Origin of the sequence: Kitasatospora sp. NPDC053057 (assembly GCF_044546945.1) — a bacterium.
GTDB lineage: Bacteria > Actinomycetota > Actinomycetes > Streptomycetales > Streptomycetaceae > Kitasatospora.
Window position 1 is genome coordinate 1 of sequence record NZ_JBITZP010000024.1, and the last position, 24,314, is coordinate 24,314.

Here is a 24,314-nt window from a genome sequence, read left to right on the forward strand (position 1 = left end):
CCGTCCGGCGCCTGATCACACGAGCCTGGCCCCTCTATCGCTGGAACACCCGGCCCCGCAGCCCCCGTATCCGATGACCTACTGGCGGACGCTCTTAGCGGCCACAGGTTCGAGAGGGCCCGTCTTCGGTACGAAGGCGGGCCCTAAGCCTGCTGCTCCTCGAAGGGCAGCACGTCCGGCGAGAGCACCGAGGCGCGGGCGGTCGCGGCGGTCAGCCGACGGCGGTGGTGGCGGCGGCACAGCACCTCGTAGCCGATCTCCTCCTCGCTCACCGAGATGTCGCCGATCACCACCTGGGCACCCTCGACCACCATCACCCCGCCGACCGTACGGGCGTTGTGGGTCGCCCGTGCGCCGCACCAGCAGAGCGCCTCGACCTGCAGCACCTCCACCCGGTCGGCCAGTTCGATCAGCCGCTGCGAACCCGGGAACAGCCGGGTGCGGAAGTCGGTGGTGATGCCGAAGGTGTAGACGTCGATGTCCAGCTCGTCCACCACCCGGGCCAGCTGGTCGACCTGCTCGGCGGCGAAGAACTGGGCCTCGTCGCAGATCAGGTAGTCCACCCGGCCGCCGGCCGAGAGCCGCTGCACCACGTGCGCGTGGAAGTCGAAGTCGTCCGCCACCTCGACCGCGTCGGCGCGCAGACCCAGCCGGCTGGAGATGGTGGCCGCGCCGGCCCGGTCGTTGCGGGTCAGGATGACGCCCTGCCGGCCGCGCGCGGTGTGGTTGTGGTCCATCTGCAGCGCCAGCGTCGACTTGCCGCAGTCCATCGTGCCCGAGAAGAACACCAGTTCAGCCATGGGTGGAGCAAAGGCCTTTCACGTCAAGGGGGTTCGGGCACAGAGAAGTCAAGGGTCCGGCTCAGCCCCGGACTTCGAGCAGCGGCACGAACTGCTCGACCGGGGTCATCGAGCCGTGCAGCCCGATCATCGCGGACTCGCCGGGCTCGTTGCGGGAGGCGGTGATCGCGATGTCGTCGCGCGCCGCGGCGACCACGTCGCCGATCCGGTGATATACCCGCTCGTCGACGGCCGGGCCGAACCAGCCCGCCGCGATCGCCTCGTCCCGGGTGGCCACCCACATCCGGTCGCCCAGCACCTCGCTCCAGACCGTGTGCACGTCGGCCGCGGCCCCCGGCACGGCGTACACGTGCCGGGCCCGGCCCTCGCCGCCGAGCAGGGCGACGCCGGCGCCGAGCTCCCAGTCCTCGTCGAAGTCGATCCGGTCCTCGGGTGCGATGTCGATCATGCCGTGGTCCGCGGTCACGTACATCGCCGAGCGCGGCGGCAGCTGCTCGGCCAGCCGGCGGGCCAGCCGGTCCACCGCGTCCAGCGTCATCCGCCACTCGTCGGAGTCCACCCCGAAGCGGTGGCCCGCGCCGTCCAGCTCACTGACGTAGGTGTACACCAGCGCCCGGTCGTGCTCGGCCAGCCAGGAGGCGGCCAGGTCCATCCGCTCCTCGCCGGTGGTGCGGCCCAGGAAGCTGCCGCCGGACAGCGCCACCTTGGTCAGCGGGGTCTGGGCGAACAGCGGGGAGGACACCTGGGCGGTCGCCACCCCGGCCCGGTGGGTCTGCTCGAAGACCGTCGGGTACGGCTGCCAGACCTGCGGGTCGGTGTGCGGCTGCCAGCGCAGCTGGTTCATCAGGTAGTCGGCGCCCGGCACCGCCACCGTGTACCCGGCCAGGCCGTGCAGGCCCGGCGGCGTGCCGGTGCCGACCGAGGCCAGCGAGGTCGCGGTGGTGGACGGGAAGCCCGCGGTCAACGGACGGCCGGTGCCGCCCATCGAACTCCCGGCCAGCGAGGACAGGAACGGCGCGTACTCGGGGTGGCGCAGCAGCAGCTCCCAGCCCAGGCCGTCCACCAGGAACACCACCGCCCGGTCGGCCGGGGCGATCGGCAGCGTCGCGGTGAACCCCGGGACGCCCAGGCCCGCCGCCACCGAGGGCAGCAGGTCGCAGAGCGAGCCGCTGCCGTACGGGGGTGCGGGAGCGGCGGCCGGGTCGAGGATCTCGAAGGCGTCGTAGCCGTCGGAGGGTGCGAAGGACATGGAACCGGATTCGTAGCGGTCGGAAACGCGGGCGGGAGCGCGAACGGGCACGCGGACGGGCATGCGGGCTGGCACGCGGACGGAAGCGGCCGGGTACGGCCTGGGCTCAGACCCGCGGGCCGTTGTCGATCGTCGCGTCGGACAGCGCCCGGGCGAACACCAGCGCCTGGGCCACCGTCTCCGGGCCGTCACCGGCCTCGCTCACCCGCAGCGACAGGTCGTCGGCCGTCGCCGAACCGGTGTAGCCGTGGTCCGCCTCGCAGTTCGGGTCCGAGCAGCCGGCCGGCTCAAGGTCCAGGCGCTGCACCGCGCCCCAGCCGATCGTCAGCACCACCTCGCGCGGCAGCGTGCCGGGCGTGTACGTCTCCGGGTTCGCCACCATCCGGCTCAGCACGACCGAGCCGATCCGGTCCAGCCGGACGCTCTCCGTCGAGGTCGTCGCGAACGGCACCGCGGGGCTGCCCGCGTCACCGGACTGCTCGTCGGTGTGGCTCACCACGAAGCGGGTCGGGGTCAGCACCAGCACTGTCACGTGCCGGCGCACCTCGTTGGAGTCGAAGGTCGTCTCCTGGTGCACCAGGTAGGAGCTGATCGGCTCCGGGCCCACCGCGGACTCGACCGCCTCGGACACCAGGGCCGGGTAGTAGCCGCTGCGCTCGATCGCCGAGCGCAGGTCCTGAGTGGTGGTGGTACCGGTCTTCGCCATAACTCCATCCTGGCATGGTCCGCCGACGAAGCGGGCGGCACGGCGCCGAGCTTCGGACATCAGCGCCAACGGGCAGGCGCAACCAAGGAAGGTTACAGCGTGCTCATCGCGCGCGGGCCCAGATCGCTGCGGACGGGCAGCGGTGCGACCCGCACCCGCGCCCCCAGGATCGCCAGTCCGTGCGGGGCCACGACCACCGGTTCGAGGTCGACCGAGGCGATCTCCGGGACGTCGTCCACCAGCTGCGACACCCGCAGCAGCAGCTCCTCCAGGGCGTCGGTGTCCACCGCCTCGGCACCGCGCCAGCCGAACAGCAGCGGCGCCGCCCGCACCTCGCGGATCAGCCCGGCGACGTCCTGGTCGGTCGCCGGGACGAGGCGGTGGGCCACGTCGCCCAGCAGTTCGGCGGGGGCACCGGCCAGGCCGAAGGAGAGGATCGCGCCGACGGCCGGATCGACCGTGGCGCCGATCACGGTGTCCACGCCGCGCGGGGCCAGCCGCTGGACCACCAGCTGGGCCTCGGCCGCGCCGCCGAGCAGGGCGTCCAGCTCCCGGTGGGCACGGCGAAGGCCCGGCTCGCCGGTCAGGTCCAGCCGGACGCTGCCCAGGTCGGGGCGGTGGCGCAGGTGCGGGGCGGTCGCCTTCAGGGCCACCGGGTAGCCGAGCTGATCTGCGGCCCGGACGGCGGCCTCCTCGTCCGGGGCGGGCAGCGTGGGCGAGACGTCGATGCCGTAGCGGGCCAGCAGCGCCCGGGCCTCGGCGTCCGGCAGGGTGATCCGGGCGCCGCGCGGCTGGGTGAGCGAGAAGGAGCGGCGCGTAGCGCCTCGAACAAGGGTGGTGGTGGGCGACGGGCGGGAGATCGCGGCCCGGGTGCTCAGGGCCGCCTCCACCAGGGCGCGGGCGCCGGGCTCGTCGATCCGGTCCAGCTCGGGGACGCGCGCCGTCTCCTCCGCCTCGGCGGTGCGGCGGCGCCACTCCGCGTAGTGCACGGCGTGCGCGAGGGCGCGCACGGCGCGCTCGGGCGCCGCGTAGGCCGGGATGCCGCCGGGGCGCAGCCGGGTCGGCAGGTCGGTCAGGGCCAGGTGGGCCAGCACCAGTGGCTTGCCCAACTCCCGTGCGCGCTCCCCCGCTTCGAGCAGGGCGGTGGCGATCTCCGGGTCGTCCGAGCCCATCTCCGGGTCCTCCGGGCCGGTCAGCCGGCCGCCCATGAAGGCGTGCGCGGAGGTGCCGATCGGCGGGATGGCGACGGCGATCACCGCGTCCACGGCGGGGTTGCTGAGCGCGACGTCCAGCGCGATCCGGAAGTTCTCGCCGGTGGCGGCGGTGGTGAGGTCGACGGGCGTGCACGGGCGCAGCCCGGCGCTCAGGCAGGCGTCGTAGGTGAGCAGGCCGAGCGAGTCGGAGTTGCCGACCACGGCGACCCGGTCGCCGGGCGGCAGCGGCTGCTGACCGAGCAACTCGCCGGTGTCGAACAGCTCGGTGATGGTCGCCACCCTGGTCACCCCGGCCTGCTCGAACAGCGCGTCCACGGTGGCGTCGCGCAGGGCGGTGGCAGTGGCCGGGACGGCGTGGCCGGGCGGCAGGCTGCCGGTGTGGCGGGCGCCCTTGACCACGACCACCGGCTTGGCGGCGGCCAGGCGGCGGGCGATCCGGGTGAACTTGCGGGGGTTGCCGAAGGACTCCAGGTAGAGCAGCACCACCTCGGTGGCGTCGTCCTCGGCCCAGTACTGCAGGAAGTCGTTTCCGGAGACGTCCGAGCGGTTGCCGACCGAGGCGAAGGAGGAGACGCCGAGGCCGCGCCGGTGGGCGGACTCCAGCAGGGCCACGCCGATCGCCCCGGACTGGCAGAAGATCCCGAAGCCTCCGCGGTCGGGCAGGTGGGGGGCGAGCGAGGCGTTCAGCGGGCGGTCGGGGTCGGTGTTGATCAGGCCGAAGGCATTCGGGCCGATCACCCGCATCCCCGCCGCACGGGCCTGGCGGACCAGGGCGCGCTGGCGGTCACGACCCTCCGGACCGGTCTCCGCGTAGCCGGCGGTGACCACCACCAGGCCCTGCACACCGTGCGCGCCGCATTCGGCGACGGCCGCCGGGACGGCGCTCTCGGGGACGGCGATCACCGCGAGGTCGACCGGCCCGGGAATGTCCAGAATCGAACGGTGCACCGGGATGCCGTCCAGCTCGGTGCCGGGCGGGGCGCTGCGGTTCACCGCGTAGACGGGGCGCGGGGCGTGCTCGGGCTCGTACCGGCTCTCGAACTCGGTGTCGAAGCTGCCGAGCAGGTCGCGCAGGAGGGCCCGGCCGACGGTCTGCGGGTTGCGGGAGACGCCGATCACGGCCACCGAGCGCGGGGTCAGCAGCCGCTGCACCGAGCGGGCCTCGGCGCGGTGCTCGCGGGCACGCATCACGGCGAGCGAGCGATCGGTCTGTTCGAGGTCGAACTCCAGGTGCACCACGCCGTCGGCGAAGCTGCGGCGCTGGGTGTAGCCGGCGTCGGTGAAGACCTTCACCATCTTGCGGTTCTCCGGCAGCACCTCGGCCTGGAAGCGGCGGATGCCGCGCTCCTGGGCCACCGCCGCGATGTGCTCCAGCAGGGCGGAGGCCACACCGCGGCCCTGGTGGGCGTCCTGGACGAGGAAGGCGACCTCGGCGTCCGTGCCGTGCTCGGAAGGGCGGCCCTCGGCGTCGATCCGGTCGTAGCGGACGGTCGCGATGAAGTGGTCCCGGACCACCACGGCGAGGCCGACCCGGTTCACGAAGTCGTGGTGGGTGAAGCGGCGGACGTCCTTGTCGGACAGCCGCGGATAGGGGGCGAAGAAGCGGAAGTACTTGGACTGGTCCGAGACCTGCTCGTAGAACTCGACCAGCCGCCCGGCGTCGTCGGGAGTGATCGGCCGGATCCGGGCCGTGCCGCCGTCACGCAGCAGGACGTCGGCTTCCCAGTGCTGCGGATAGTCGGGTTGCGCGGGGTTCGCCACCGCGGGGTCTTCCACATTCGTCAGGTTATCCGGCGGCGAGCCGAATGGCGCCGGGCGCGTGCTCACGGCAGGGTGGGCAAGGCCGCTGGCCGGGCCTTATGCCCCGAAAAGAAACAATCACAAGTCCCGAACGCGACGCCTCGAAGGGGTTGTCTGCGTGCAACACTGGTCTAGACAACACGGTCGTTTCCCCCGCTCCCCCGAGCACGGCCGTGACCAGCTTCACCGGAAAGGCACGTCTCATGGCTGAGCGCCGCGTCACCATCGGTTGGGCCGAGGGCCTGCACGCCCGTCCCGCCTCGATCTTCGTCCGGGCCGTCACGGCCACCGGCGTGCCGATCACCATCGCCAAGCCGGGCGGCAACCCGGTCAACGCCGCCTCCATGCTCGGCCTCCTCGGCCTGGGCGCCCAGGGCGGCGAAGAGGTCATCCTGGCCTCCGACGCCCCCGACGCCGACGACGCCCTCGACCGCCTCGCCAAGCTGGTCTCCGAAGGCCTCGACGAGCTCCCGGCCGCCGCCTGAGCCCTCGCAGCTGCCCGATCGGGGTGCCGCCACATCGTGGCGGCACCCCGATCCGCTGTGGTCAACGCTTCACCCTGATCCGCCCCTTCGGGCGGCCGCGGCTCAGCCCTTGACGCAGACCACCTGCTTGAGGTGTGCGACCACCTCGACCAGGTCCTTCTGCTGCTCGATGACCTTCTCGATGGACTTGTAGGCACCCGGGATCTCGTCGACGACGCCGCTGTCCTTGCGGCACTCCACGCCCTTAGTCTGCTCGGCCAGGTCGCGCGTGGTGAAGCGCTTCTTGGCGGCGTTGCGGCTCATCTTGCGGCCGGCGCCGTGTGAGGCGGAGTTGAACGAGGCCTCGTTGCCCAGGCCGCGGACGATGTAGGAGCCCGTCCCCATCGAACCCGGGATGATCCCGTAGTCGCCGGAGCCGGCCCGGATCGCGCCCTTGCGGGTCACCAGCAGGTCGACGCCGTCATAGCGCTCCTCCGCAACGTAGTTGTGGTGGCAGCTGATCTCCTCGTCGAAGGTGACATTCGCCTTGGTGAACTCGCGCCGGACGACGTCCTGGAAGAGCGCCATCATCAGGGCGCGGTTGTGCTTCGCGTACTCCTGCGCCCAGAAGAGGTCCTGACGGTAGTCGGCCATCTCCGGGGTCTTCGCGAGGAAGACCGCCAGGTCCCTATCGACCAGACCCTGGTTGTGCGACAGAGAACGGGCGACACCCATGTGGTGCTCCGCCAGTTCCTTGCCGATGTTGCGGGAGCCGGAGTGCAGCATCAGCCAGACTGTGTCCGTCGTATCGACACACAGTTCGACAAAGTGATTTCCTCCGCCGAGCGTCGCCATCTGCTGCATCGCCCGCTCACGGCGCCACTTGACCTCCTCCGCCACCCCGTCGAAGCGCTGCCAGAAGTCGTCCCAGCCCGTCGCGCGGAAGCCGGGCAGCTTGGTCGGGTCGACCGGGTCGGTGTGCAGGCCGCGACCGACCGGGATGGCCTGCTCGATCTTGGAGCGCAGGCCGGAGAGGTCGTCCGGGAGGTCCTTGGCGGTGAGGGAGGTCTTCACCGCGCTCATCCCGCAGCCGATGTCGACGCCGACGGCCGCCGGGCAGACCGCGCCCTTCATGGCGATGACGGAGCCGACGGTCGCGCCCTTGCCCAGGTGGACGTCGGGCATCACGGCGAGGCCGTGCAGCCACGGCAGGGAGCTGATGTTGCGCAGCTGCTGGAGGGCCGCGCCCTCGACCGTCGCCGGGTCGGTCCACATCCGGATCGGCACCCGGATGCCCGGGACCTCGGTGTACGTCATGGTTGAACGACCTCCATGGGTCGGATGGTTCAGGAAAGGAACAGCCACGCGATGACGAATCCCGGCGTGGCTCGGGGAAGTTCAGGAAACGGGTGCGCTCAGGCAGCCGGAGCGGAACAGGGGAGGTACGGCCTTGGGGAGCGTCGTCGTATCTCTCGCTCGACCCGCATGGTGACCGCCTCCCTTCGTTCGTCGCAGTTCGCACGTGTTGTGCGTCGGGGAACATCTATCCACGGAACCGTCAGGACCCGCAAGGGATTTAAAAACGCGTCCGGCCCGGCGGAGCGAATGCGCTCCACCGGGCCGGACGGCACCGACAGCGGACGTCAGCTGATGACGGTGACCTCGCCGATGCCGAGCGCCCGCACGTCCGCCTCGATCGCGGCGGCGTCGCCGACCAGGACGGTGACCAGGCGGTCCGGCGGGAAGGCCGCGACCACGGCCTCGGTGGCCGCGGCGGTGGGCAGTTCGGCCAGCTGCCGGTAGACCTCGGCCTGGTAGTCGTCGGGCAGGTACTGCTCGACCTGGTCGGCCAGGGTGCCGGCGACCGAGCCCGCGGTCTCGTACTTCAGCGGCGCGACGCCGACCAGGAACTGCACGGCCTCGTCGCGCTCGGCGTCGGTGAGGCCCCCGGCGGCGAGGTCGCGCAGGATGGTCCAGGTGTCGGCGAGCGCCGGGGCGGTGGAGGCGGTGTCCACCGAGCCGCTGATGGCGAGCAGCGAGCGCCCGCTGCCGTCGGCGGCGGAGCGCAGCGGCTGGGCGAAGGCGCGGACGCCGTAGGTGTAGCCCTTCTCCTCGCGCAGGACGCGGTCGAGGCGGGAGGTGAGGGTGCCGCCGAGGCAGTAGGTGCCGAGGATCTGGGCGGCCCAGACCGGGTCGTGGCGGTCGGGGCCGATCCGGCCGATCAGCAGCTGGGTCTGGACGGAGCCGGGGCGGTCGACGATGACGACGCGGCCGCGGTCGTCGCCGGTGACGGGGGCGTGGACGGAGGGCTCGGCGGCGGAGCCGGTCCAGGTGCCGAGGGTGCTCTCCAGCAGGGCGGGCAGGTCGACACCGGTGAGGTCGCCGACCACCACGACGGTGGTGGTGGCGGGCCGCACGTGGGCGTCGTAGAAGGCCTTGACGGCGGCGCGGTCGATCGACTTGACGGTGTCGGCGGTGCCGCTGCGGGGCCGGGAGAGGCGGTCCGCGGCGTCGAAGAGCTCGGCGTAGAGGGCCTTGGCGGCGCGCCGGGCGGGGTTGGCCTGCTCGTGGACGATCTCGTCGAGGCGGTTGGCGACGAGGCGCTCGATCTCCTCGGCGGGGAGGGCGGGGGCGCGCAGGGCGTCGGCGAGCAGGGTGAGACCGCGCTGGAGCCGGGAGGCGGGGACCTCCAGGGCGACCCGGATGCAGGGGTGGTCGGCGTGCGCGTCGAGGGTGGCGCCGGCGCGCTCGAGCTCGCCCGCGAACTCCTCGGCGGTGAGGGTGTCGGTGCCCTCGTTGAGGGCGCGGGCGAGGATGGCGGCGATGCCGTCGAGGCCCTCGGGCTCGGCGGCGAGCGGGGCGTCGAGGAGGACCTCGACGGCGACCAGCTGCTGGCCGGGCCGGTGGCAGTGCAGGACGGTGATGCCGTTGCCGAGGGCGGCGCGCTCGGGGGCGGGGAACGCCCACGGGCCGGGGGTGCCGGGCTGGGGCTGGGGGTGGAAGGTCATCGCGGGGACGTAGTCGGTGCTCATACGGCGGCACCCTTCTCTTCGGAAGCGGCGTCGGAAGCGTCGTCGGCGGCGGTCGCGGTCGGCTCGTAGACGAGGACGGCCCGGTTGTCGGGGTGGAGCCGGGCCTTGGCGACGGCCTGGACCTCTTCGGCGGTGACGTCGAGGACCTTGGGGAGGGCGTCGTTCAGCAGCTTGGGGTCACCGAACAGGACGGCGTAGCGGCAGAGTTCGTCGGCGCGGCCGGCGACGGTGGTGAGCCGGTCGAGCCACTCGCGCTCGATCTGGGCCTGGGCGCGTTCGAGTTCCTCGGCGGTGGGGCCCTCGGCGGCGAAGCGGGCGAGCTCCTCGTCGACGGCGGCGTCGATCTGCGCGATGGTGGCGTCGCCGGAGGTCTTGACGTCGAGCCAGCCGAGGCTGGGGGCGCCGGCGAGGCGCAGCAGGCCGAAGCCGGCGGCGACGGCGGTGCGGTCGCGGCGGACGAGCCGGTTGTAGAGGCGGCTGGACTCGCCGCTGCCGAGGATGGTGAGGGCGAGGTCGGCGGCGTCGGCCTCGCGGGTGCCGTCCTGCGGCAGGCGGTAGGCGGCCATCAGCGCGCGGGAGGGGACGTCCTCGGTGAGCTTCTGCCGGAGCTCGCGGCCGATGGTGTCGGGGAGTTCGCCGGAGCGCGGGGGCTGCTTGCCGTCGTGGGCGGGGATGGAGCCGAAGTACTTCTCGACCCAGGCGATGGTCTGCTCGGGGTCGATGTCGCCGACGATGGCCAGCACGGCGTTGTTGGGCGCGTAGTACGTGCGGAAGAACGCGCGGGCGTCCTCGAGGGTGGCGGCGTCGAGGTCGGCCATGGAGCCGATGGGGGTGTGGTGGTACGGGTGGCCGTCGGGGAAGGAGAGCGCGGTGAGCTTCTCGAAGGCGGTGCCGTACGGGACGTTGTCGTAGCGCTGGCGGCGTTCGTTCTTGACGACGGCGCGCTGGTTCTCCATGGACGTCTCGTCGAGGGCGGCGAGCAGGGAGCCCATCCGGTCGGCCTCCAGCCAGAGGGCGAGCTCCAGCTGGTGGGCGGGCATGGTCTCGTAGTAGTTGGTGCGCTCGAAGCTGGTGGTGCCGTTGAGCGAGCCGCCGGCGCCCTGGACGAGTTCGAAGTGCCCGTTGTTGGAGACGTTGGCGGAGCCCTGGAACATCAGGTGCTCGAAGAGGTGGGCCAGGCCGGTGCGGCCCTTGACCTCGTGGCGGGAGCCCACGTCGTACCAGAGGCAGACTGCGGCGACCGGGGTGAGGCGGTCCTCGGAGAGGACGACGCGCAGGCCGTTGGCCAGGCGGTGCTCGGTGATGGCGATGCCTCGGCTGGAGGCGGGGGCCGGGTTGGCCATGCGCTCGGGTCCTTCCCGTCGTCGATGTCGGGGTTCGTGTGGCGTCCCCCATTGTGGTGCAACGCGCGGGAGACGTGTTTGTGTCCGCGCGGAAGCAGCGTTCGCCAGGGGCGGAAGAGGGCCGCTGACCGGGAGTGTCGGCGCGAGGGTCCACAATGGGGGCGCCGTGCCCTGTTGACCGCGCCCGGTTGACGGGTCGCGGCGACAGGACGGCGAAGCAGGACGGCGACGTCCGTCCGACGATTTGACCGACGGCCGACGACCGGCCGACGACACAGCCAGCGACACGTAAGGGAGCCCCGCCGCGATGGCCCGCCGCAGTTCGCAGACCCCGCCGCCCGGAGACTTCGAGGAGCGGATCCTCGACGTCGACGTCGTGGACGAGATGCAGGGCTCCTTCCTGGAGTACGCCTACTCGGTGATCTACTCGCGTGCGCTGCCGGACGCGCGGGACGGTCTGAAGCCGGTGCACCGCCGGATCCTGTACCAGGCCAACGAGATGGGCCTGCGTCCGGACCGCGCGCACGTGAAGTGCGCCCGTGTGGTGGGCGAGGTGATGGGTCGGCTGCACCCGCACGGTGACGCGTCGATCTACGACTCCGTGGTGCGCATGGCGCAGCCGTTCTCGATGCGGCTGCCGCTGATCGACGGGCACGGCAACTTCGGTTCGCTGGGCAACGACGACCCGCCGGCGGCGATGCGCTACACCGAGTCGCGGCTGACGGCGGCCTCGATGGCGATGGTGGAGTCGATCCACGAGGACACCGTCGACTTCGGGCCGAACTATGACGGCAGTGAGCAGGAGCCGCTGGCGCTGCCGGCCGCGTTCCCGAACCTGCTGGTGAACGGCGCGACGGGCATCGCGGTGGGCATGGCGACGAACATGCCGCCGCACAACCTGTCCGAGGTGGTGGCGGCGGCCCGGCACCTGATCAAGCACCCGGCCGCTGACCTGGACACGCTGATGCGGTTCGTGCCCGGTCCGGACCTGCCGACGGGCGGGCGGATCGTGGGCCTGTCGGGGATCCGGGACGCGTACGAGTCGGGCCGCGGCACATTCAAGATCCGGGCGACGGCGACGGTGGAGTCGGTGACGGCGCGCCGCAAGGGCATCGTAGTCACCGAGCTGCCGTACAACGTCGGCCCGGAGAAGGTCATCTCGAAGATCAAGGACCTGGTCAACGCGAAGAAGCTGCAGGGCATCGCGGACGTCAAGGACCTGACCGACCGCGAGCACGGGCTGCGGCTGGTGATCGAGGTGAAGAACGGCTTCGTGCCGGAGGCGCTGCTGGAGCAGCTCTACAAGCTGACGCCGATGGAGGAGACCTTCGGCATCAACAACGTGGCGCTGGTGGACGGGCAGCCGCTGACGCTGGGTCTGAAGGAGCTGCTGGAGGTCTACGTCGACCACCGGTTCACCGTGGTGCGCCGGCGCAGCGACTTCCGCCGCCGCAAGCGCGAGGAGCGGCTGCACCTGGTCGAGGGTCTGCTGGTGGCCCTGGTCGACATCGACGAGGTCATCGCGATCATCCGGTCGAGTGACAACGCCCAGCAGGCGAAGGAGCGCCTGATGGAGCGCTTCTCGCTGTCGGAGACGCAGACCGGGTACATCCTGGACACCCCGCTGCGCCGGCTGACCAGGTTCGACCGGGTGGAGCTGGAGCAGGAGAAGGCGAAGCTGACCTCGGAGATCGCGGAGCTGACCGAGATCCTGGAGTCGGACGGCAAGCTGCGCAGTGTGGTGTCGTCCGAACTGGGCGCGGTGTCCAAGCAGTTCGGGACGGAGCGGCGGACGGTGCTGCTGGAGGCGGGGGCGGCTCCGTCGGCGGCGCTGTCGGTGCCGCTGGAGGTGGCGGACGACCCGTGCCGGGTGCTGCTGTCCTCGACGGGGCTGCTGGCGCGGACGGCGGACGGCGAGCCGTTCGAGCTGTCGGAGAAGCGGGCGAAGCACGATGTGATCGTGTCGGCGGTGCCGGCGACGGCCCGGGCGGACGTGGGTGTGGTGACGTCGGCGGGCCGCGTGCTGCGGCTGCCGGTGATCGACCTGCCGGCGCTGCCGCCGACGCCTTCGCCGACGCTGGCGGGCGGCGCCGCGGTGGGAGAGTTCCTGCGTCTGGAGGCCGGGGAGCGGGTGCTGGCGCTGACCACGCTGGACGAGTCCTCGCCGGGGCTGGCGCTGGGCACGGTGCAGGGTGTGGTGAAGCGGGTGGTGCCGGAGTGGCCCGCGAACAAGGACGAATTCGAGGTGATCGCCCTCAAGGACGGCGACGAGCTGGTGGGCGCGGTCGAACTGCGCACCGGCGAGGAGGACTTGGTCTTCGTCACCTCGGACGCCCAGCTGCTGCGCTACCCGGCGGGCCAGGTCCGTCCGCAGGGCCGCCCGGCGGGCGGCATGGCGGGCATCAAGCTGGCGGAGGGCGCTCGGGTGCTGTCGTTCACGGCGGTGGATCCGGCCGTGGACGCGGTGGTGGTCTCGGTGGCGGCGGCCTCGGGCACGCTGTCGGGTGACGAGCAGGTGTCCTGGAAGGTCACCCCGTTCGAGCAGTACCCGCGCAAGGGCCGGGCGACCGGCGGCGTGCGCTGCCAGCGCTTCCTGCGCGGCGAGGACGGCCTGGCGTTCGCCTGGGTGGGTGCCGCCCCGGCCCGGGCCGCCACCGACAAGGGCGCGCCGGTCGACCTGCCGGAGCGCGACCCGCGCCGGGACGGCTCGGGCACCCCGGTGACGACTCCGATCGCGGTGGTCGCCGGCCCGGCGTAGCGGAGGATTCGGAGGGCGGGGTGCTCGTGGGCGCCCGCCCTCCGGCGTGTCCGGAGGCTCCCGCTCCGGTGTGTCCGGGCCCTCCACCGGCCCCCGGGCCGGGCCGAACCACTGAGGGTAGCCTTGCCCAGATGAGCACCTGTACGACCCTTTCGCGTGAACTTTCGGAGCCGCTGACCGCGACTGCGGCGGTGGCGACCACCTGGCTGCTGGTGGAGCAGAACGGCCCGTGGGGCGCGAAGGCAGTGGGCGAGAGCCACCTCGACCGGGCGACCGGGCGCGCGCTGGAGGCCGCCACGGCCGGTACGGGCGTACGGGTGGCGCTGATCCGGCGGCCGGGCCGGCACGCGGACTGCCTGCCGACGGCGCGGCACGAGGTGGTCGTCGCGCACACGGTGCCGGGCCGCGGCTGGGTGCGCCGGGCGCAGGTGGCGGACCCGGCGGAACTGCTGGGGCTGGACTTCGCGGCGCTGGGCGTCGGCGATCACACGGGTTTCGGGGTGGAGCACATCGGCGGCCCGCTGGCGCTGGTGTGCACCAACGGCCGCCGGGACCGCTGCTGCGCGCTGCTGGGCCGTCCGCTCGCGGCGGAGCTGGCGGCGGCCGGGCACAGCGAGGTGTGGGAGGTGACCCACCTGGGCGGGCACCGCTTCGCGCCCACGATGCTGGTGCTCCCGTACGGCTACGCGTACGGGCGGCTGACGCCGGAGAGCGCCAAGGAGGTGCTGGCGGCGACGGCGGCCGGGCGCATGGTGCCGGAGTGGTCGCGGGGCTGCTCGGGCTGGGACCGCCCGGGGCAGGCGGCCGAGCACGCGGTGCGGCTGGCGATCGGCGAGACCCGGGTGGACGCGCTGACCGTGGCACAGCGGCCGGACGGCGAGGGCCGCTGGCTGGTGGCGGTGGTGCACCGGGACGGCCGGGCCTGGGAGGTGGACGTGATCGAGACGGTGAGCCAGCCGCCGCGTCCGGAGAGCTGCGGCAAGGCGGCGGGGACGCCGTCGCGGATGGACGTGCTGTCGGTCCGGGGCGTGTAACGGCCCCGCGCCCGTGGGGGTGGGCGCGGGGCCGCGCTGAGGGCCGGGGTCAGCCGGCGGCCTTGCCGACGAACTCCGTGGTGTACGTCCGGGACAGGTCGGTCGTCGCCTCCTTGCCCTGGACGTCCGGGTGGAAGGCGGCGAGCACCGAGAGCACGGTCTTGGGCCCGTCGGCCGGCGAGGCCCTCGCCGCGCTGGAGCGCCGCCCGGTGGACCTGCTGCTCGACCACCACCTGCCGGACGAGACCGGCCTGGCCCTGGTGCGCCGGCTGCGGGAACGGCAGGTGGTCTGCGACGTGATGATGGTGACCGCCGCCCGGGACGTCTCCACGGTGCACGCCGCGATGCAGCACGGCGCGCTGCAGTACCTGGTCAAGCCCTTCACCTTCGCCGGGCCGCGGGACAAGCTGGTCTCGTGCGCCCAGCTGCGGCACGCGCTGGGCGCACCCGCCCGGGAGGCCGGCCAGGACGAGGTGGACCGGCTGTTCGCGACCCTGCGCAACGCCTGCGCGCCCACCGGGGCACTGCCGAAGGGTCACTCGGCGCCCACCACCGACCTGGTGCTGGGCGTGCTGCGGCGGGCGGGCCGCCCGCTGTCCGCCCAGGAGGTCGCCGACGCCACCGGGCTGAGCCGCTCGACGGCCCAGCGCTACCTCAAGCAGCTGGAACGGGACAGCCGGCTGCGACTGACCCTGCGCTACGGCGACACCGGCCGCCCCGAGCACCGCTACGGGCTGGCCGCGAGGAACGCCTAGACATGGGGGAACCCCGGCGGCCCCAAGCCCGCCGGGGTTCCCAGGGCGCGACTGCTAAGCCGCGCCCGCACCGGTGAGGGCGCGCACCTCCAGCTCGGCGAAGCGGTCCGCGTCGGCGGGCTCGGGCGAGGTGAGCGTCCCGATCCAGCCGGCCAGGAAGCCGAGCGGGATGGAGACGATGCCGGGGTTCTCCAGCGGGAACCAGTGGAAGTCGACGCCGGGGAACAGCGCCGTCCTGGAGCCGGAGACCACCGGCGAGAAGACCACCAGCGCGATCGCCGGGACCAGCCCGCCGTACACCGACCAGACCGCGCCCCGGACGGTGAACCGCGACCAGAACAGGCTGTAGAGCAGCACCGGCAGGTTCGAGGAGGCGGCCACCGCGAAGGCCAGGCCAACCAGGAAGGCGACGTTCAACTGCTGGGCGTAGAGGCTGATCACGATCGCCGCCGCGCCGATTCCGACGGCGGCGAAGCGGGCGACCACCACCTCCTGCTGCTCGCTGGGCTTCTCGGCGATCTCTCCCCCGCGGCGGCGGCGCGGGGCACCGCGCCAGGCGCCGGCCCAGATGTCGTGGGCGAAGGCGGCCGAGGAGGCCAGGGTCAGCCCGGCGACCACGGCGAGGATGGTGGCGAAGGCGATCGCCGAGATCAGCGCGAACAGCACCACCCCGCCGGTGCTGCCGTTGCCGCCGCCGAGCACCAGGGCGAGCAGCGGAACGGCGGTGTTCCCGGCCGAGTTGGCGTGCCGCACCTCGGCCGAGCCGATCAGCGCGGTGGCGCCCAGGCCGAGCGCGATGGCCATCAGGTAGAAGCCGCCGACCAGGCCGATCGCCCACATCGTGGAGCGGCGGGCGGCCCGGGCGGTGGGCACGGTGTAGAAGCGGGAAAGGATGTGCGGCAAGCCGGCGGTGCCGAGCACCAGGGCCAGGCCCAGGCTGAAGAAGTCCAGCCGACTGGTGAAGGTGGCGCCGTACTTGAGCCCGGGTTCGAGGTAGCGGTGCCCGGCGCCGCTGTGCCGGGCGGCCTGGCGCATCAGCTCGAAGAGGTCGCCGTGGAATCGCACCACCAGCAGCACGGTGAGCAGCACCGAACCCGCGGTCAGCAGGAAGGCCTTGACGATCTGGATCCAGGTGGTGGCCCGCATCCCGCCGATCGTGACGTAGACGATCATCAGTGCGCCGACCGCGATGATGGTCCAGGTCCGGGCCTGGGAACTGTTGGTGCCGAGCAGCAGGGCGACCAGCGAACCGGCGCCGACCATCTGGGCGACCAGGTAGAGCAGGGTGACCACGACGCTGGCACCGCCGGCCGCCGCCCGCACCCGGCGGCGGCGCAACCGCAGCGCGAGCACGTCGGCGAGGGTGTACCGGCCGGCGTTGCGGACGAGTTCGGCGACCAGCATCAGCACGACCAGCCAGGCGACCAGGAAGCCGACGCTGTAGAGCACGCCGTCGTAGCCGTACAGGGCGATCAGCCCTGCGACGCCGAGGAAGGAGGCGGCGGAGAGGTAGTCGCCGGAGAGGGCGAAGCCGTTCTGCAGCGGGGTGAAGTCGCGCCCGCCGGCGTAGAAGTCCTCGGCGGCGTTGCCCTGGCGGCCGACCCAGAGGGTGATGCCGACGGTGACCAGGACGATGACGGCGAACAGCACGATCGCCAGGCCGTGGTGCTGGCCGGTGGGGGCGACGGGGGACGGAGTGGCGGTGGTCATCACGCCGGTGGTGGCCGTCATCGCAGCTGGTCCTGGGTGTCCCAGCGCAGGCCCAGGGCGGCGCGGTCGCGCTTGGTCCGGGCGTTGCGGGCGTAGAGCCAGGTGAGCAGGAACGTGGAGGCGAACTGCAGCAGGCCGAGCAGCCACGCCACGTTGAGCGGGCCGGCCACCGGGCTGCGCATCACGCCGGGCACGACGGCCTCGGCGGCGACGTACACCAGGTACCAGCCGAGGAAGGCGCCGCAGGTCGGGAAGACGAACCTCCGGTAGCTGCGCCGGATGTCCCGGAATGCCGCGCTGGCCTGGACACTCCGGTAGACCTCGGTGCGGTCGGTGGTGCTCACCGGCGCCGCCGGCTCCTGCGCCACGACGGCCGGGGCGACCGGCGGCACTGGCGGTACTGGCGGTACGACGGGCGGGGCGAGCGGCCGCGCCACGGGCGGGGCGAGCGGGGCGGCCACCGGCTCGGGGGCGGCGGCCGTCCGGGCGGGTCCAGGCTGGGCCGGTACCGCCGTTCGGCGGAGCGCGGCAGCCGGCTCGGAAGCGGTGTCGGCGGCCGGAGCGGCCCACCAGTCGAATCGCTGCCCCTGTCCGGGACTGCTGGTCTGCTGCTGTGGCACTGCTGCTCCTGGGCCGGGCCGGGCGTTCTGACCCGAACCATCATGGAGGCCGCCGGACACCGTCCCTGACCATCGCAGATACCTTCACTCAATGAGGTGATCGATCATCTGACGGACGCTTATCCGACTACTGCTGCGTACCGGTGATTCCGTGTCGGAAGGCGTACGCGACCGCCTGCGCGCGATCCCGCACCGCGGTCTTGGCGAACAGGTTGTTGATGTGCGTCTTCACGGTGGCCTGGCTGACGAACAGCCGCTGGGCGATCTCGGCGTTGGAGAGCCCCTCGGCGATCAGCGCGAGCACCTCGGCCTCCCGCACGGTCAGCCCGTCCGGCAGCTCCCCGGCCCGGGCGGCGCCCGGCGCGGTCGGCGCACTGGGCGCGCCCGGATTCGGTGCGGACTTCGCGGAAGCCTCCGAAAGCCTTTCCAGCAGCCGGAGTTGGACCTGCGGGGAGAGTCCGGCCGCGCCCGAGCGGACGTCCGCGATGGCCTTGGCGATCTCCTCGCCGCCGGCGTCCTTGGTGAGGTAGCCGCGCGCCCCGGCCTGCAGCGCCGGGAACAGCGATTCGTCGTCGGCGTAGGTGGTGAGCACCACGACCTCGGTCTCCGGGTGCGCGGCCCGGATCCGCCGGGTCGCCTCGACGCCGTCCACCCGCGGCATCCGCAGGTCCATCAGCACCACGTCCGGGTGATGGCGCTCCACCAGGGCGACGGCCTCCTCGCCGTCCGCCGCCGCGCCTACCACCTCGATGCCGGGCAGCAGCCCCAGCAGCATCACGATGCCCTCGCGCACCACCGTCTGGTCGTCCGCCACCAGCACCCTGGTGACCGCGGCGCTCATGCGCCCACCTCGCTGCGCTCACTCATGCCGGCACCCGCAGCAACACCCGCCACCCTCCGTCCTCCGGGCCCGCCAGCAGGGTGCCGCCGAGCAGTTCCGCGCGTTCGCGCATCCCCAGCAGACCGTACCCGCTGCCGCTGTCGGCCAGCTCGCGGGAGGACGACTCACCGGAGGACGGCCCACCGGTCTCGCCCGCGGACTGGCCGCGCGACGCCCGGCCGTTGCGCACCTCCAGCTCCACCGCGTCGTCCAGGTACCGCAGTTCGACCGAACACCGGGCGCCCGGCGCGTGCTTGCGCACGTTGGTCACCGCCTCCTGCGCCGTACGCCGTACCGCCAGGCCGGCCTCGGCGGCCAGCGGCCGGGGCGTACCGGTGACGGTGAACGGGGCCCGCTCCCGCTCGGTCAGCTCCACCAGGAACACCCCGACCGGCGTGAACTCCCCGCGCAGCGCGGACAGCGCCTGCCGGGTCTCGGCGAGCCCGTCCTGCGCCATCCGCCGTGCGGCGACGACCCGTTCGCGGATCTGCTCGCGGTCCGTCCCGGCGTCCAGCATCAGCCGGGCCGCCTCCAGGTGGACCAGCTGCGCGGAGAGGCTGTGGGCGAGCACGTCGTGGATCTCCCGGGCGATCCTGGCCCGTTCGGCGAGCGCCGCGCTCTCCGCCTCGGCGGCCCGGGCGGCGCGTTCCTGGACCAGCAGCCGACGGGCAGTGCCGCGCGCCTCGATGTCCAGCCGCATCAGGAAGCCGAGCAGGGCGACCCCGCCGATGGTGGCGAGGATGCTGAGCCAACTCGCCCAGCTGGCCGCGGTGTACGAGCCCAGCGCGGCCGTGCCGACGAGCAGCGCGGGCGCGGGCGGCAGCCGGACCAGCGCGATCACGGCCAGTCCCACCCAGACCAGGTCTGCGAGCGTGTAGGCCCGCCCCCAGTTCGCCAGCCAGGCCGCCCCGACCAGGGCGGCGGCCAGCAGGTACGAGGCGGGCGGGCGCTGTTGCCGGCTGGCCTGCAGGAAAGCCACACAGAGGGCGGCGGTCGCCGCCAGTCCGGCCGCCGCGGCCGCCACTGCCCAGCCGGTGTACCTGCCGTCGGCGAACGTCCCCCAGCCGACGACGGCCAGCAGGACGATGCGGCCCAGCACGGTGAGGACCCGCCGCGGCCTGCTCTCGGCGTCGCGCTCCATCCCCTCCCGGGACGGCCAGCGGGTCCAGTACCACCCGGCCAAGGGTGCCTCCTCGGTGCTCACGGCGGTGGATCAGTGCAGTACGGCGGTCGCCTGCGCGGGCTCCAGCGTCCGGGCCCTCCAGTTGACCACGAGCGAGCGGACCAGCAGCAGGACCGCCATGCCGAGCATCAGCGAGCTGCCTGCCTGGTGGACGCCCAGGGCCGAGCCGATCGCGTACAGGCCGATCCGGATGGCGAGCATCCCGCCCCAGGCGGCCATGGTGGCCTTGGTGCCCTTGACCAGGACCTTGCCGTCGTCGGCCCGCCAGATCCGGACGGTCCAGCCCCAGATCGTTCCCATCGCGAGCACGGCGACCAACCCGACGGCGAGCAGGGTGGCCGACAGCGCGGCGTGCTGGTGGTCGATGATCTGCGGATCGCGCAGCGCGAGCACGCCCAGGATCAGCGGCAGCAGCCAGAAGCGACGCTCGGTGTCCAGGCGCTGGACGCGCATCTGGCGCTGGACCACCAGGACCACCACCGCGGCGATCACGAGGAGGTTGACTACGGCAGTCATGGGAGGTTCTCCGTCCCGGGGAGAGGCTTTTGCTGACCTCTCCGACGCTACGGATCCGGTGCTCCCCGCTGATCGGCGCCGGGGTGGACCCCGGGTGGAACCGGCAGCGCGAGGGCCCTCCACCCACGGGTGGAGGGCCCTGGTCGGCCGGGCGGCGTCAGGCGTCGATGCGGGAGCGGTCCAGGGTGGCCGCCGAGTCCACGATGAACTCCTTGCGCGGGGCGACGTCGTTGCCCATCAGCAGGTCGAAGATCTTCTCGGCCTGCTCCAGGTCGCCCAGGTTGATCCGGCGCAGGGTGCGGTGGCGCGGGTCCATGGTGGTCTCGGCCAGCTGGTCGGCGTCCATCTCGCCCAGACCCTTGTACCGCTGCACCGGCTCCTTCCAGCGCTGCCCCTTGCGCTGGAACTCCAGCAGGGTGGAGCGCAGTTCGGCGTCGGAGTAGGTGTAGTGGTACTTCTCCTGGCCGCGCTTGGGGCTGGTCAGCTCGATCCGGTGCAGCGGCGGGACGGCGGCGAACACCCGGCCCTGCTCGACCATCGGCCGCATGTAGCGGTGGAAGAGGGTCAGCAGCAGGGTGCGGATGTGCGAGCCGTCGACGTCGGCGTCGGCCATGAAGATCACCCGGCCGTAGCGGGCCTGGTCGATGTCGAAGGTGCGGCCCGAGCCGGCCCCTATCACCTGGATGATCGCGGCGCACTCGGCGTTCTTGAGCATGTCGCTCACCGAGGCCTTCTGGACGTTGAGGATCTTGCCGCGGATCGGCAGCAGCGCCTGGAACTCGGAGTTGCGGGCGAGCTTGGCGGTGCCGAGCGCGGAGTCCCCCTCGACGATGAACAGTTCGCTGCGGTCGACGTCGTCGCTGCGGCAGTCGGCCAGCTTGGCGGGCAGCGAGCTGGTCTCCAGCGCGGTCTTGCGGCGCTGGGCCTCCTTGTGCTGCCGGGCGGCGACCCGGGTGCGGGCGGCGGCGACGACCTTGTCCAGCACGGCCCGGGCCTGCTGCTTCTGGTCCTTCTTGGCCGAGGTGAGGAAGGCCTTGAGCTCCTTGGCGACGACGGCCGCGACGATCCGGTTGGCCGCCGAGGTGCCGAGCACCTCCTTGGTCTGGCCCTCGAACTGCGGCTCGGCGAGCCGGACGGTGACCACGGCGGTGAGGCCCTCGGTGGCGTCGTCCTTGGTGATGTCGTCCTCGGCGACGCGCAGCAGCTTGCTGGAGCGCAGCACCTCGTTGACGGTCTTGGCCAGCGAGCGCTCGAAGCCGGTGACGTGGGTGCCGCCCTTGGGGGTGGCGATGATGTTGACGAAGGAGCGCAGGGTGGTGTCGTAGCCGGTGCCCCAGCGCAGCGCGATGTCCACGCCGAGGTGGCGGGTGACTTCGGTCGGGGTCATGTGGCCGAGGTCGTCCAGGACCGGCACGGTCTCCTTGAAGGTGCCCTCGCCGCGCAGCCGCAGCACGTCGCTGACCGGCTTGTCAGGGGCCAGGAACTCGCAGAACTCGGCGATGCCGCCGTCGTAGTGGAAGACCGACTCCTCGACCTGCTCGCTCTCGGTGAGCCGCTCGTCACGCACGACGATGGTCAGGCCGGGGACGAGGAAGGCGGTCTGCCGGGCACGGTTGTGCAGGTTCTCCAGGGAGAGCTTGGCGTCCTTGAGGAAGATCTGCCGGTCGGCCCAGTAACGGATCCGGGTGCCGGTGCGGGTCTTGGGCACCTTGCGGGTCTTGGTCATGCCGCTGGCGGGTTCGAAGGGCGCGTCCGGGCTGGTCTCGGTGAAGATGCCGGGGGTCCCGCGGCGGAAGCTGATCGCGTGGGTGTGGCCGCTGCGGTCGACCTCGACGTCCAGTCGGGCGGAGAGCGCGTTGACGACCGAGGCGCCGACGCCGTGCAGACCGCCGGAGGCCGCGTACGAGCCGCCGCCGAACTTGCCGCCCGCGTGCAGCTTGGTCATCACCACCTCGACGCCGGACAGCCCGGTCTTGGGCTCGACGTCGACCGGGATGCCGCGGCCGTTGTCGCGGACCTCGACCGAGGAGTCCGGGTGCAGCAGGACCTCGATGCGGTCGCAGTAGCCGCCCAGCGCCTCGTCGACCGAGTTGTCGATGATCTCCCACAGGCAGTGCATCAGACCGCGGCTGTCGGTGGACCCGATGTACATGCCAGGGCGCTTGCGGACGGCCTCCAGGCCCTCCAGGACGAGCAGGTGCCGCGCGGTGTAGTTGGAACCGTCGTCGCCGGCCAGCAGCGCGGACGGCACGGTCGTTTCGGCACTCACGCGGCACTCTCCTCGGTGAAGTTCTGTCTCATCGGTCACATCCGGACGCATCCGGACCATCCGCCAGTGCAGCACGCCGCACCGACAGTCGTCGCTCCCTGTGCTCGCACCCCTGCGACGGGTGCACAGCACGGCGGGCCGGCCCGGCGCAGCTTGTACGCGCTGCGCGAACAAGGACCGCACCCGGGCGTGGGCCCCGGGGGCGCCATCTCCTCCCGGTACCACCGGTCCTGGCGGATCGTGGGGTCCGGCACAGGCTCCGGAACTGCCGTTATGCAGGCTACCGGGGCCCGGGGCGGGGCTTATGCTCCAACCCGGCAGAGGATTATGCTACGCGGACCTCGAACCCGGTCCCGATCGGACGTTCGAGCGATGGGCGGATCCCGGGATTCGGCACGCATGAACCACCGGCCCCCGGGGCACGTCCTCATCAACACAGCAGAATCCTCAGAGAAGAAAAGCCACGAGCGGGAACGTTTTCGGCCTGGTTGGATGTTGACCCTGGTACGACAGCTCGTCGAGCTAGAGAAGAGGCGACGTGACTACTGTTCTGACACCTGCGAGCCCGCTCACCGCGGCTGACCGCTGCGACCGCTGCGGCGCCCAGGCCTACCTGCGCGTCGTGCTCGCCAGCGGCGGAGAGCTGCTCTTCTGTGCCCACCACGGCCGGAAGTTCGAGCCCGAGCTCAAGAAGATCGCCGTGGAGATACAGGACGAGAGCGGCCGTCTCACCACCAGCACCACCGCGACGGCCACCGACGACGAGCGCTGATCACAGCGTCCCCAACCAGCCGGCGTCGAGCTGTGTCCGGCCGCGCACGACGCGCGACCGGGGAGCCGGGTGGTCGATCCCTTCGGGGGTCGACCACCCGGCTCCGCTGTTCCCCGGACGGTTCTCCGCGCTCGCCCGCCCGGGCCGCGCCGGCAGCCACCGGAAAACCAAAACGACGTCAGAACGTCACCGCGCCATCACCTTCAGCGACATTCAGAGCGCCGAGCGCACGGCGTCCGTGACGGAGGACACCCGGGTGTAGACCCCCGGGTGGGCCGCCTCGGCGCAGCCCGTCCCCCAGGACACCAGTCCGGCCAGTCGGTCGGCCACGATCAGCGGGCCGCCGCTGTCGCCCTGGCAGGCGTCCTTGCCGCCCTTCTCCTCGCCCGCGCAGACCATGCCCCGGGCGTCGAACTTGCCGTCCGGCCCGCCCGGGTAGGCGTGCGCGCAGGTCTGGTCCGGGACGATCGACACGTCCACCCCGCGCAGCACCGGCGAGTAGTCGCCCCGACCGCTGGTGTCGCCCCAGCCGTAGACCCGCGCCCTGGTCCCGGCCGCGTACGGTCCGCTCTCGCCCTGGCCGACCAGCTCGATCACCGGCCGGGCGCCCTGGGACTCGGCGAGGGTGAGCACCGCCACGTCGTTCATGTTCGCGGCGAAGTTGTAGTCGGGGTGGATCCAGATCTGCTGGACGGCCACCTCGTGGCCGGCCGAGCCGCGCATGTCGTCCCGTCCGACGATCACCTTGAGGCCCGGCCGGTCCACCCGGCCCTTGGCCTCGTCGTAGAAGCAGTGCGCGGCCGTCACCACCTTGGTCGGGGTGACCAGCGCGCCGCCGCAGAACTGGCCGGAGCGTCCGCTGCCGAACTGCTGGCGGCTGGCCAGCGCCACGATCCACGGGTGGTCGGCGGTGCTCACGGCGTCACCCCCGACCACCCGGCGCTGCGCCTCGGCCGGGGCAGCCGTGCCGAGGGCGACCAGCGGCACGGGAACGGCGGCGAGCAGCGCCAGCAAGGCGCCCCGCCGCCGGCGGCGGCCGGTCCGGGCGGCGGCCGGGGCCGCGGGCGGAACGGCGGCCCGGCACGGGGCGGGGGTCGGCAGGTCGGCTCGGTCCGGTTCGGTCAGCACCGTGACTCCACAAGGCTCGGCAGCAGGCAACCGGCACAGCGTAGGTGACCAACTACAGGGCGCGACCGGATCCCCGTGCGC

General features: G+C 72.6%; 19 protein-coding genes. 5 read left to right on the forward strand and 14 right to left on the reverse strand.

Annotated features, from left to right (window positions below; translation table 11 throughout):
* Positions 1 to 143: 143 nt before the first annotated feature.
* The 4 genes from ACIG5E_RS24290 to ACIG5E_RS24305 all read right to left on the reverse strand — a co-directional run bounded on the left by ACIG5E_RS24290 (position 144) and on the right by ACIG5E_RS24305 (position 5,745).
* On the reverse strand, positions 144 to 800 hold the full coding sequence (locus ACIG5E_RS24290; protein WP_396536553.1) for a thymidine kinase: 657 nt from the start codon (positions 798 to 800) through the stop codon (positions 144 to 146).
* A 61-nt stretch (positions 801 to 861) separates the two neighbouring features.
* Positions 862 to 2,049 (reverse strand): alkaline phosphatase family protein, encoded by a 1,188-nt coding sequence (locus tag ACIG5E_RS24295; RefSeq protein ID WP_396536555.1) that lies wholly within the window; start codon positions 2,047 to 2,049, stop codon positions 862 to 864.
* Positions 2,050 to 2,155: 106 nt separating this feature from the next.
* Positions 2,156 to 2,755 carry a DUF5998 family protein gene (locus tag ACIG5E_RS24300; RefSeq protein ID WP_380417931.1) on the reverse strand — a complete coding sequence of 200 codons (600 nt, stop codon included), beginning with the start codon at positions 2,753 to 2,755 and terminating at the stop codon, positions 2,156 to 2,158.
* Positions 2,756 to 2,847: 92 nt separating this feature from the next.
* Positions 2,848 to 5,745, reverse strand: coding sequence for a GNAT family N-acetyltransferase (locus tag ACIG5E_RS24305; protein ID WP_396536557.1), 2,898 nt, complete (start codon positions 5,743 to 5,745; stop codon positions 2,848 to 2,850).
* A gap of 227 nt (positions 5,746 to 5,972) precedes the next feature.
* On the opposite strand from ACIG5E_RS24305, the gene ACIG5E_RS24310 reads away from it, so the two are divergent.
* Positions 5,973 to 6,254, forward strand: coding sequence for an HPr family phosphocarrier protein (locus tag ACIG5E_RS24310; RefSeq protein WP_396536559.1), 282 nt, complete (start codon positions 5,973 to 5,975; stop codon positions 6,252 to 6,254).
* Positions 6,255 to 6,356: 102 nt separating this feature from the next.
* Here the strand turns inward: ACIG5E_RS24310 and ACIG5E_RS24315 are convergent, their stop codons facing one another.
* The 3 genes from ACIG5E_RS24315 to ACIG5E_RS24325 form a co-directional block, all read right to left on the reverse strand.
* On the reverse strand, positions 6,357 to 7,550 hold the full coding sequence (locus ACIG5E_RS24315) for an RtcB family protein (RefSeq protein WP_396536561.1): 1,194 nt from the start codon (positions 7,548 to 7,550) through the stop codon (positions 6,357 to 6,359).
* A 326-nt stretch (positions 7,551 to 7,876) separates the two neighbouring features.
* Positions 7,877 to 9,265 (reverse strand): M16 family metallopeptidase, encoded by a 1,389-nt coding sequence (locus tag ACIG5E_RS24320; protein WP_396536563.1) that lies wholly within the window; start codon positions 9,263 to 9,265, stop codon positions 7,877 to 7,879.
* Positions 9,262 to 10,608 carry a M16 family metallopeptidase gene (locus ACIG5E_RS24325; RefSeq protein ID WP_396536565.1) on the reverse strand — a complete coding sequence of 449 codons (1,347 nt, stop codon included), beginning with the start codon at positions 10,606 to 10,608 and terminating at the stop codon, positions 9,262 to 9,264. The genes ACIG5E_RS24320 and ACIG5E_RS24325 overlap by 4 nt, the downstream gene beginning before the upstream one ends.
* Positions 10,609 to 10,915: 307 nt before the next feature.
* Here ACIG5E_RS24325 and ACIG5E_RS24330 point away from each other — a divergent pair, with 307 nt between their 5' ends.
* The 3 genes from ACIG5E_RS24330 to ACIG5E_RS24340 all read left to right on the forward strand — a co-directional run bounded on the left by ACIG5E_RS24330 (position 10,916) and on the right by ACIG5E_RS24340 (position 15,155).
* Positions 10,916 to 13,366 (forward strand): DNA topoisomerase (ATP-hydrolyzing) subunit A, encoded by a 2,451-nt coding sequence (locus ACIG5E_RS24330; protein ID WP_396536567.1) that lies wholly within the window; start codon positions 10,916 to 10,918, stop codon positions 13,364 to 13,366.
* 131 nt (positions 13,367 to 13,497) lie between these two features.
* Positions 13,498 to 14,400, forward strand: coding sequence for a sucrase ferredoxin (locus ACIG5E_RS24335; protein ID WP_396536569.1), 903 nt, complete (start codon positions 13,498 to 13,500; stop codon positions 14,398 to 14,400).
* A gap of 113 nt (positions 14,401 to 14,513) precedes the next feature.
* Positions 14,514 to 15,155, forward strand: a complete 642-nt coding sequence (locus ACIG5E_RS24340; RefSeq protein WP_396536714.1) for a response regulator — start codon at positions 14,514 to 14,516, stop codon at positions 15,153 to 15,155.
* Positions 15,156 to 15,209: 54 nt separating this feature from the next.
* On the opposite strand, the gene ACIG5E_RS24345 is transcribed toward ACIG5E_RS24340, so the two are convergent.
* The 6 genes from ACIG5E_RS24345 to ACIG5E_RS24370 form a co-directional block, all read right to left on the reverse strand.
* The gene (locus ACIG5E_RS24345; RefSeq protein ID WP_396536571.1) at positions 15,210 to 16,886 is read right to left on the reverse strand and encodes a cation acetate symporter; all 1,677 of its coding nucleotides are present in this window, start codon (positions 16,884 to 16,886) and stop codon (positions 15,210 to 15,212) included.
* Positions 16,883 to 17,485, reverse strand: coding sequence for a DUF485 domain-containing protein (locus ACIG5E_RS24350; RefSeq protein WP_396536573.1), 603 nt, complete (start codon positions 17,483 to 17,485; stop codon positions 16,883 to 16,885). The genes ACIG5E_RS24345 and ACIG5E_RS24350 overlap by 4 nt, the downstream gene beginning before the upstream one ends.
* Positions 17,486 to 17,612: 127 nt before the next feature.
* Positions 17,613 to 18,326 carry a response regulator gene (locus tag ACIG5E_RS24355; RefSeq protein WP_396536575.1) on the reverse strand — a complete coding sequence of 238 codons (714 nt, stop codon included), beginning with the start codon at positions 18,324 to 18,326 and terminating at the stop codon, positions 17,613 to 17,615.
* Between the two features lie 22 nt (positions 18,327 to 18,348).
* A complete protein-coding gene (locus ACIG5E_RS24360) occupies positions 18,349 to 19,506 on the reverse strand; it encodes a sensor histidine kinase (RefSeq protein WP_396536716.1) in 1,158 nt (385 codons plus the stop codon).
* A gap of 72 nt (positions 19,507 to 19,578) precedes the next feature.
* Positions 19,579 to 20,064 carry a DUF1453 domain-containing protein gene (locus ACIG5E_RS24365; protein WP_396536577.1) on the reverse strand — a complete coding sequence of 162 codons (486 nt, stop codon included), beginning with the start codon at positions 20,062 to 20,064 and terminating at the stop codon, positions 19,579 to 19,581.
* A 157-nt stretch (positions 20,065 to 20,221) separates the two neighbouring features.
* Positions 20,222 to 22,333, reverse strand: coding sequence for a type IIA DNA topoisomerase subunit B (locus ACIG5E_RS24370; protein WP_396536579.1), 2,112 nt, complete (start codon positions 22,331 to 22,333; stop codon positions 20,222 to 20,224).
* A 538-nt stretch (positions 22,334 to 22,871) separates the two neighbouring features.
* Between ACIG5E_RS24370 and ACIG5E_RS24375 the strand changes: the two genes are divergently transcribed.
* A complete protein-coding gene (locus tag ACIG5E_RS24375; protein ID WP_097236007.1) occupies positions 22,872 to 23,105 on the forward strand; it encodes a hypothetical protein in 234 nt (77 codons plus the stop codon).
* Between the two features lie 213 nt (positions 23,106 to 23,318).
* On the opposite strand, the gene ACIG5E_RS24380 is transcribed toward ACIG5E_RS24375, so the two are convergent.
* Positions 23,319 to 24,233 (reverse strand): S1 family peptidase, encoded by a 915-nt coding sequence (locus ACIG5E_RS24380; protein ID WP_396536581.1) that lies wholly within the window; start codon positions 24,231 to 24,233, stop codon positions 23,319 to 23,321.
* Between the last annotated feature and the right edge of the window lie 81 nt (positions 24,234 to 24,314).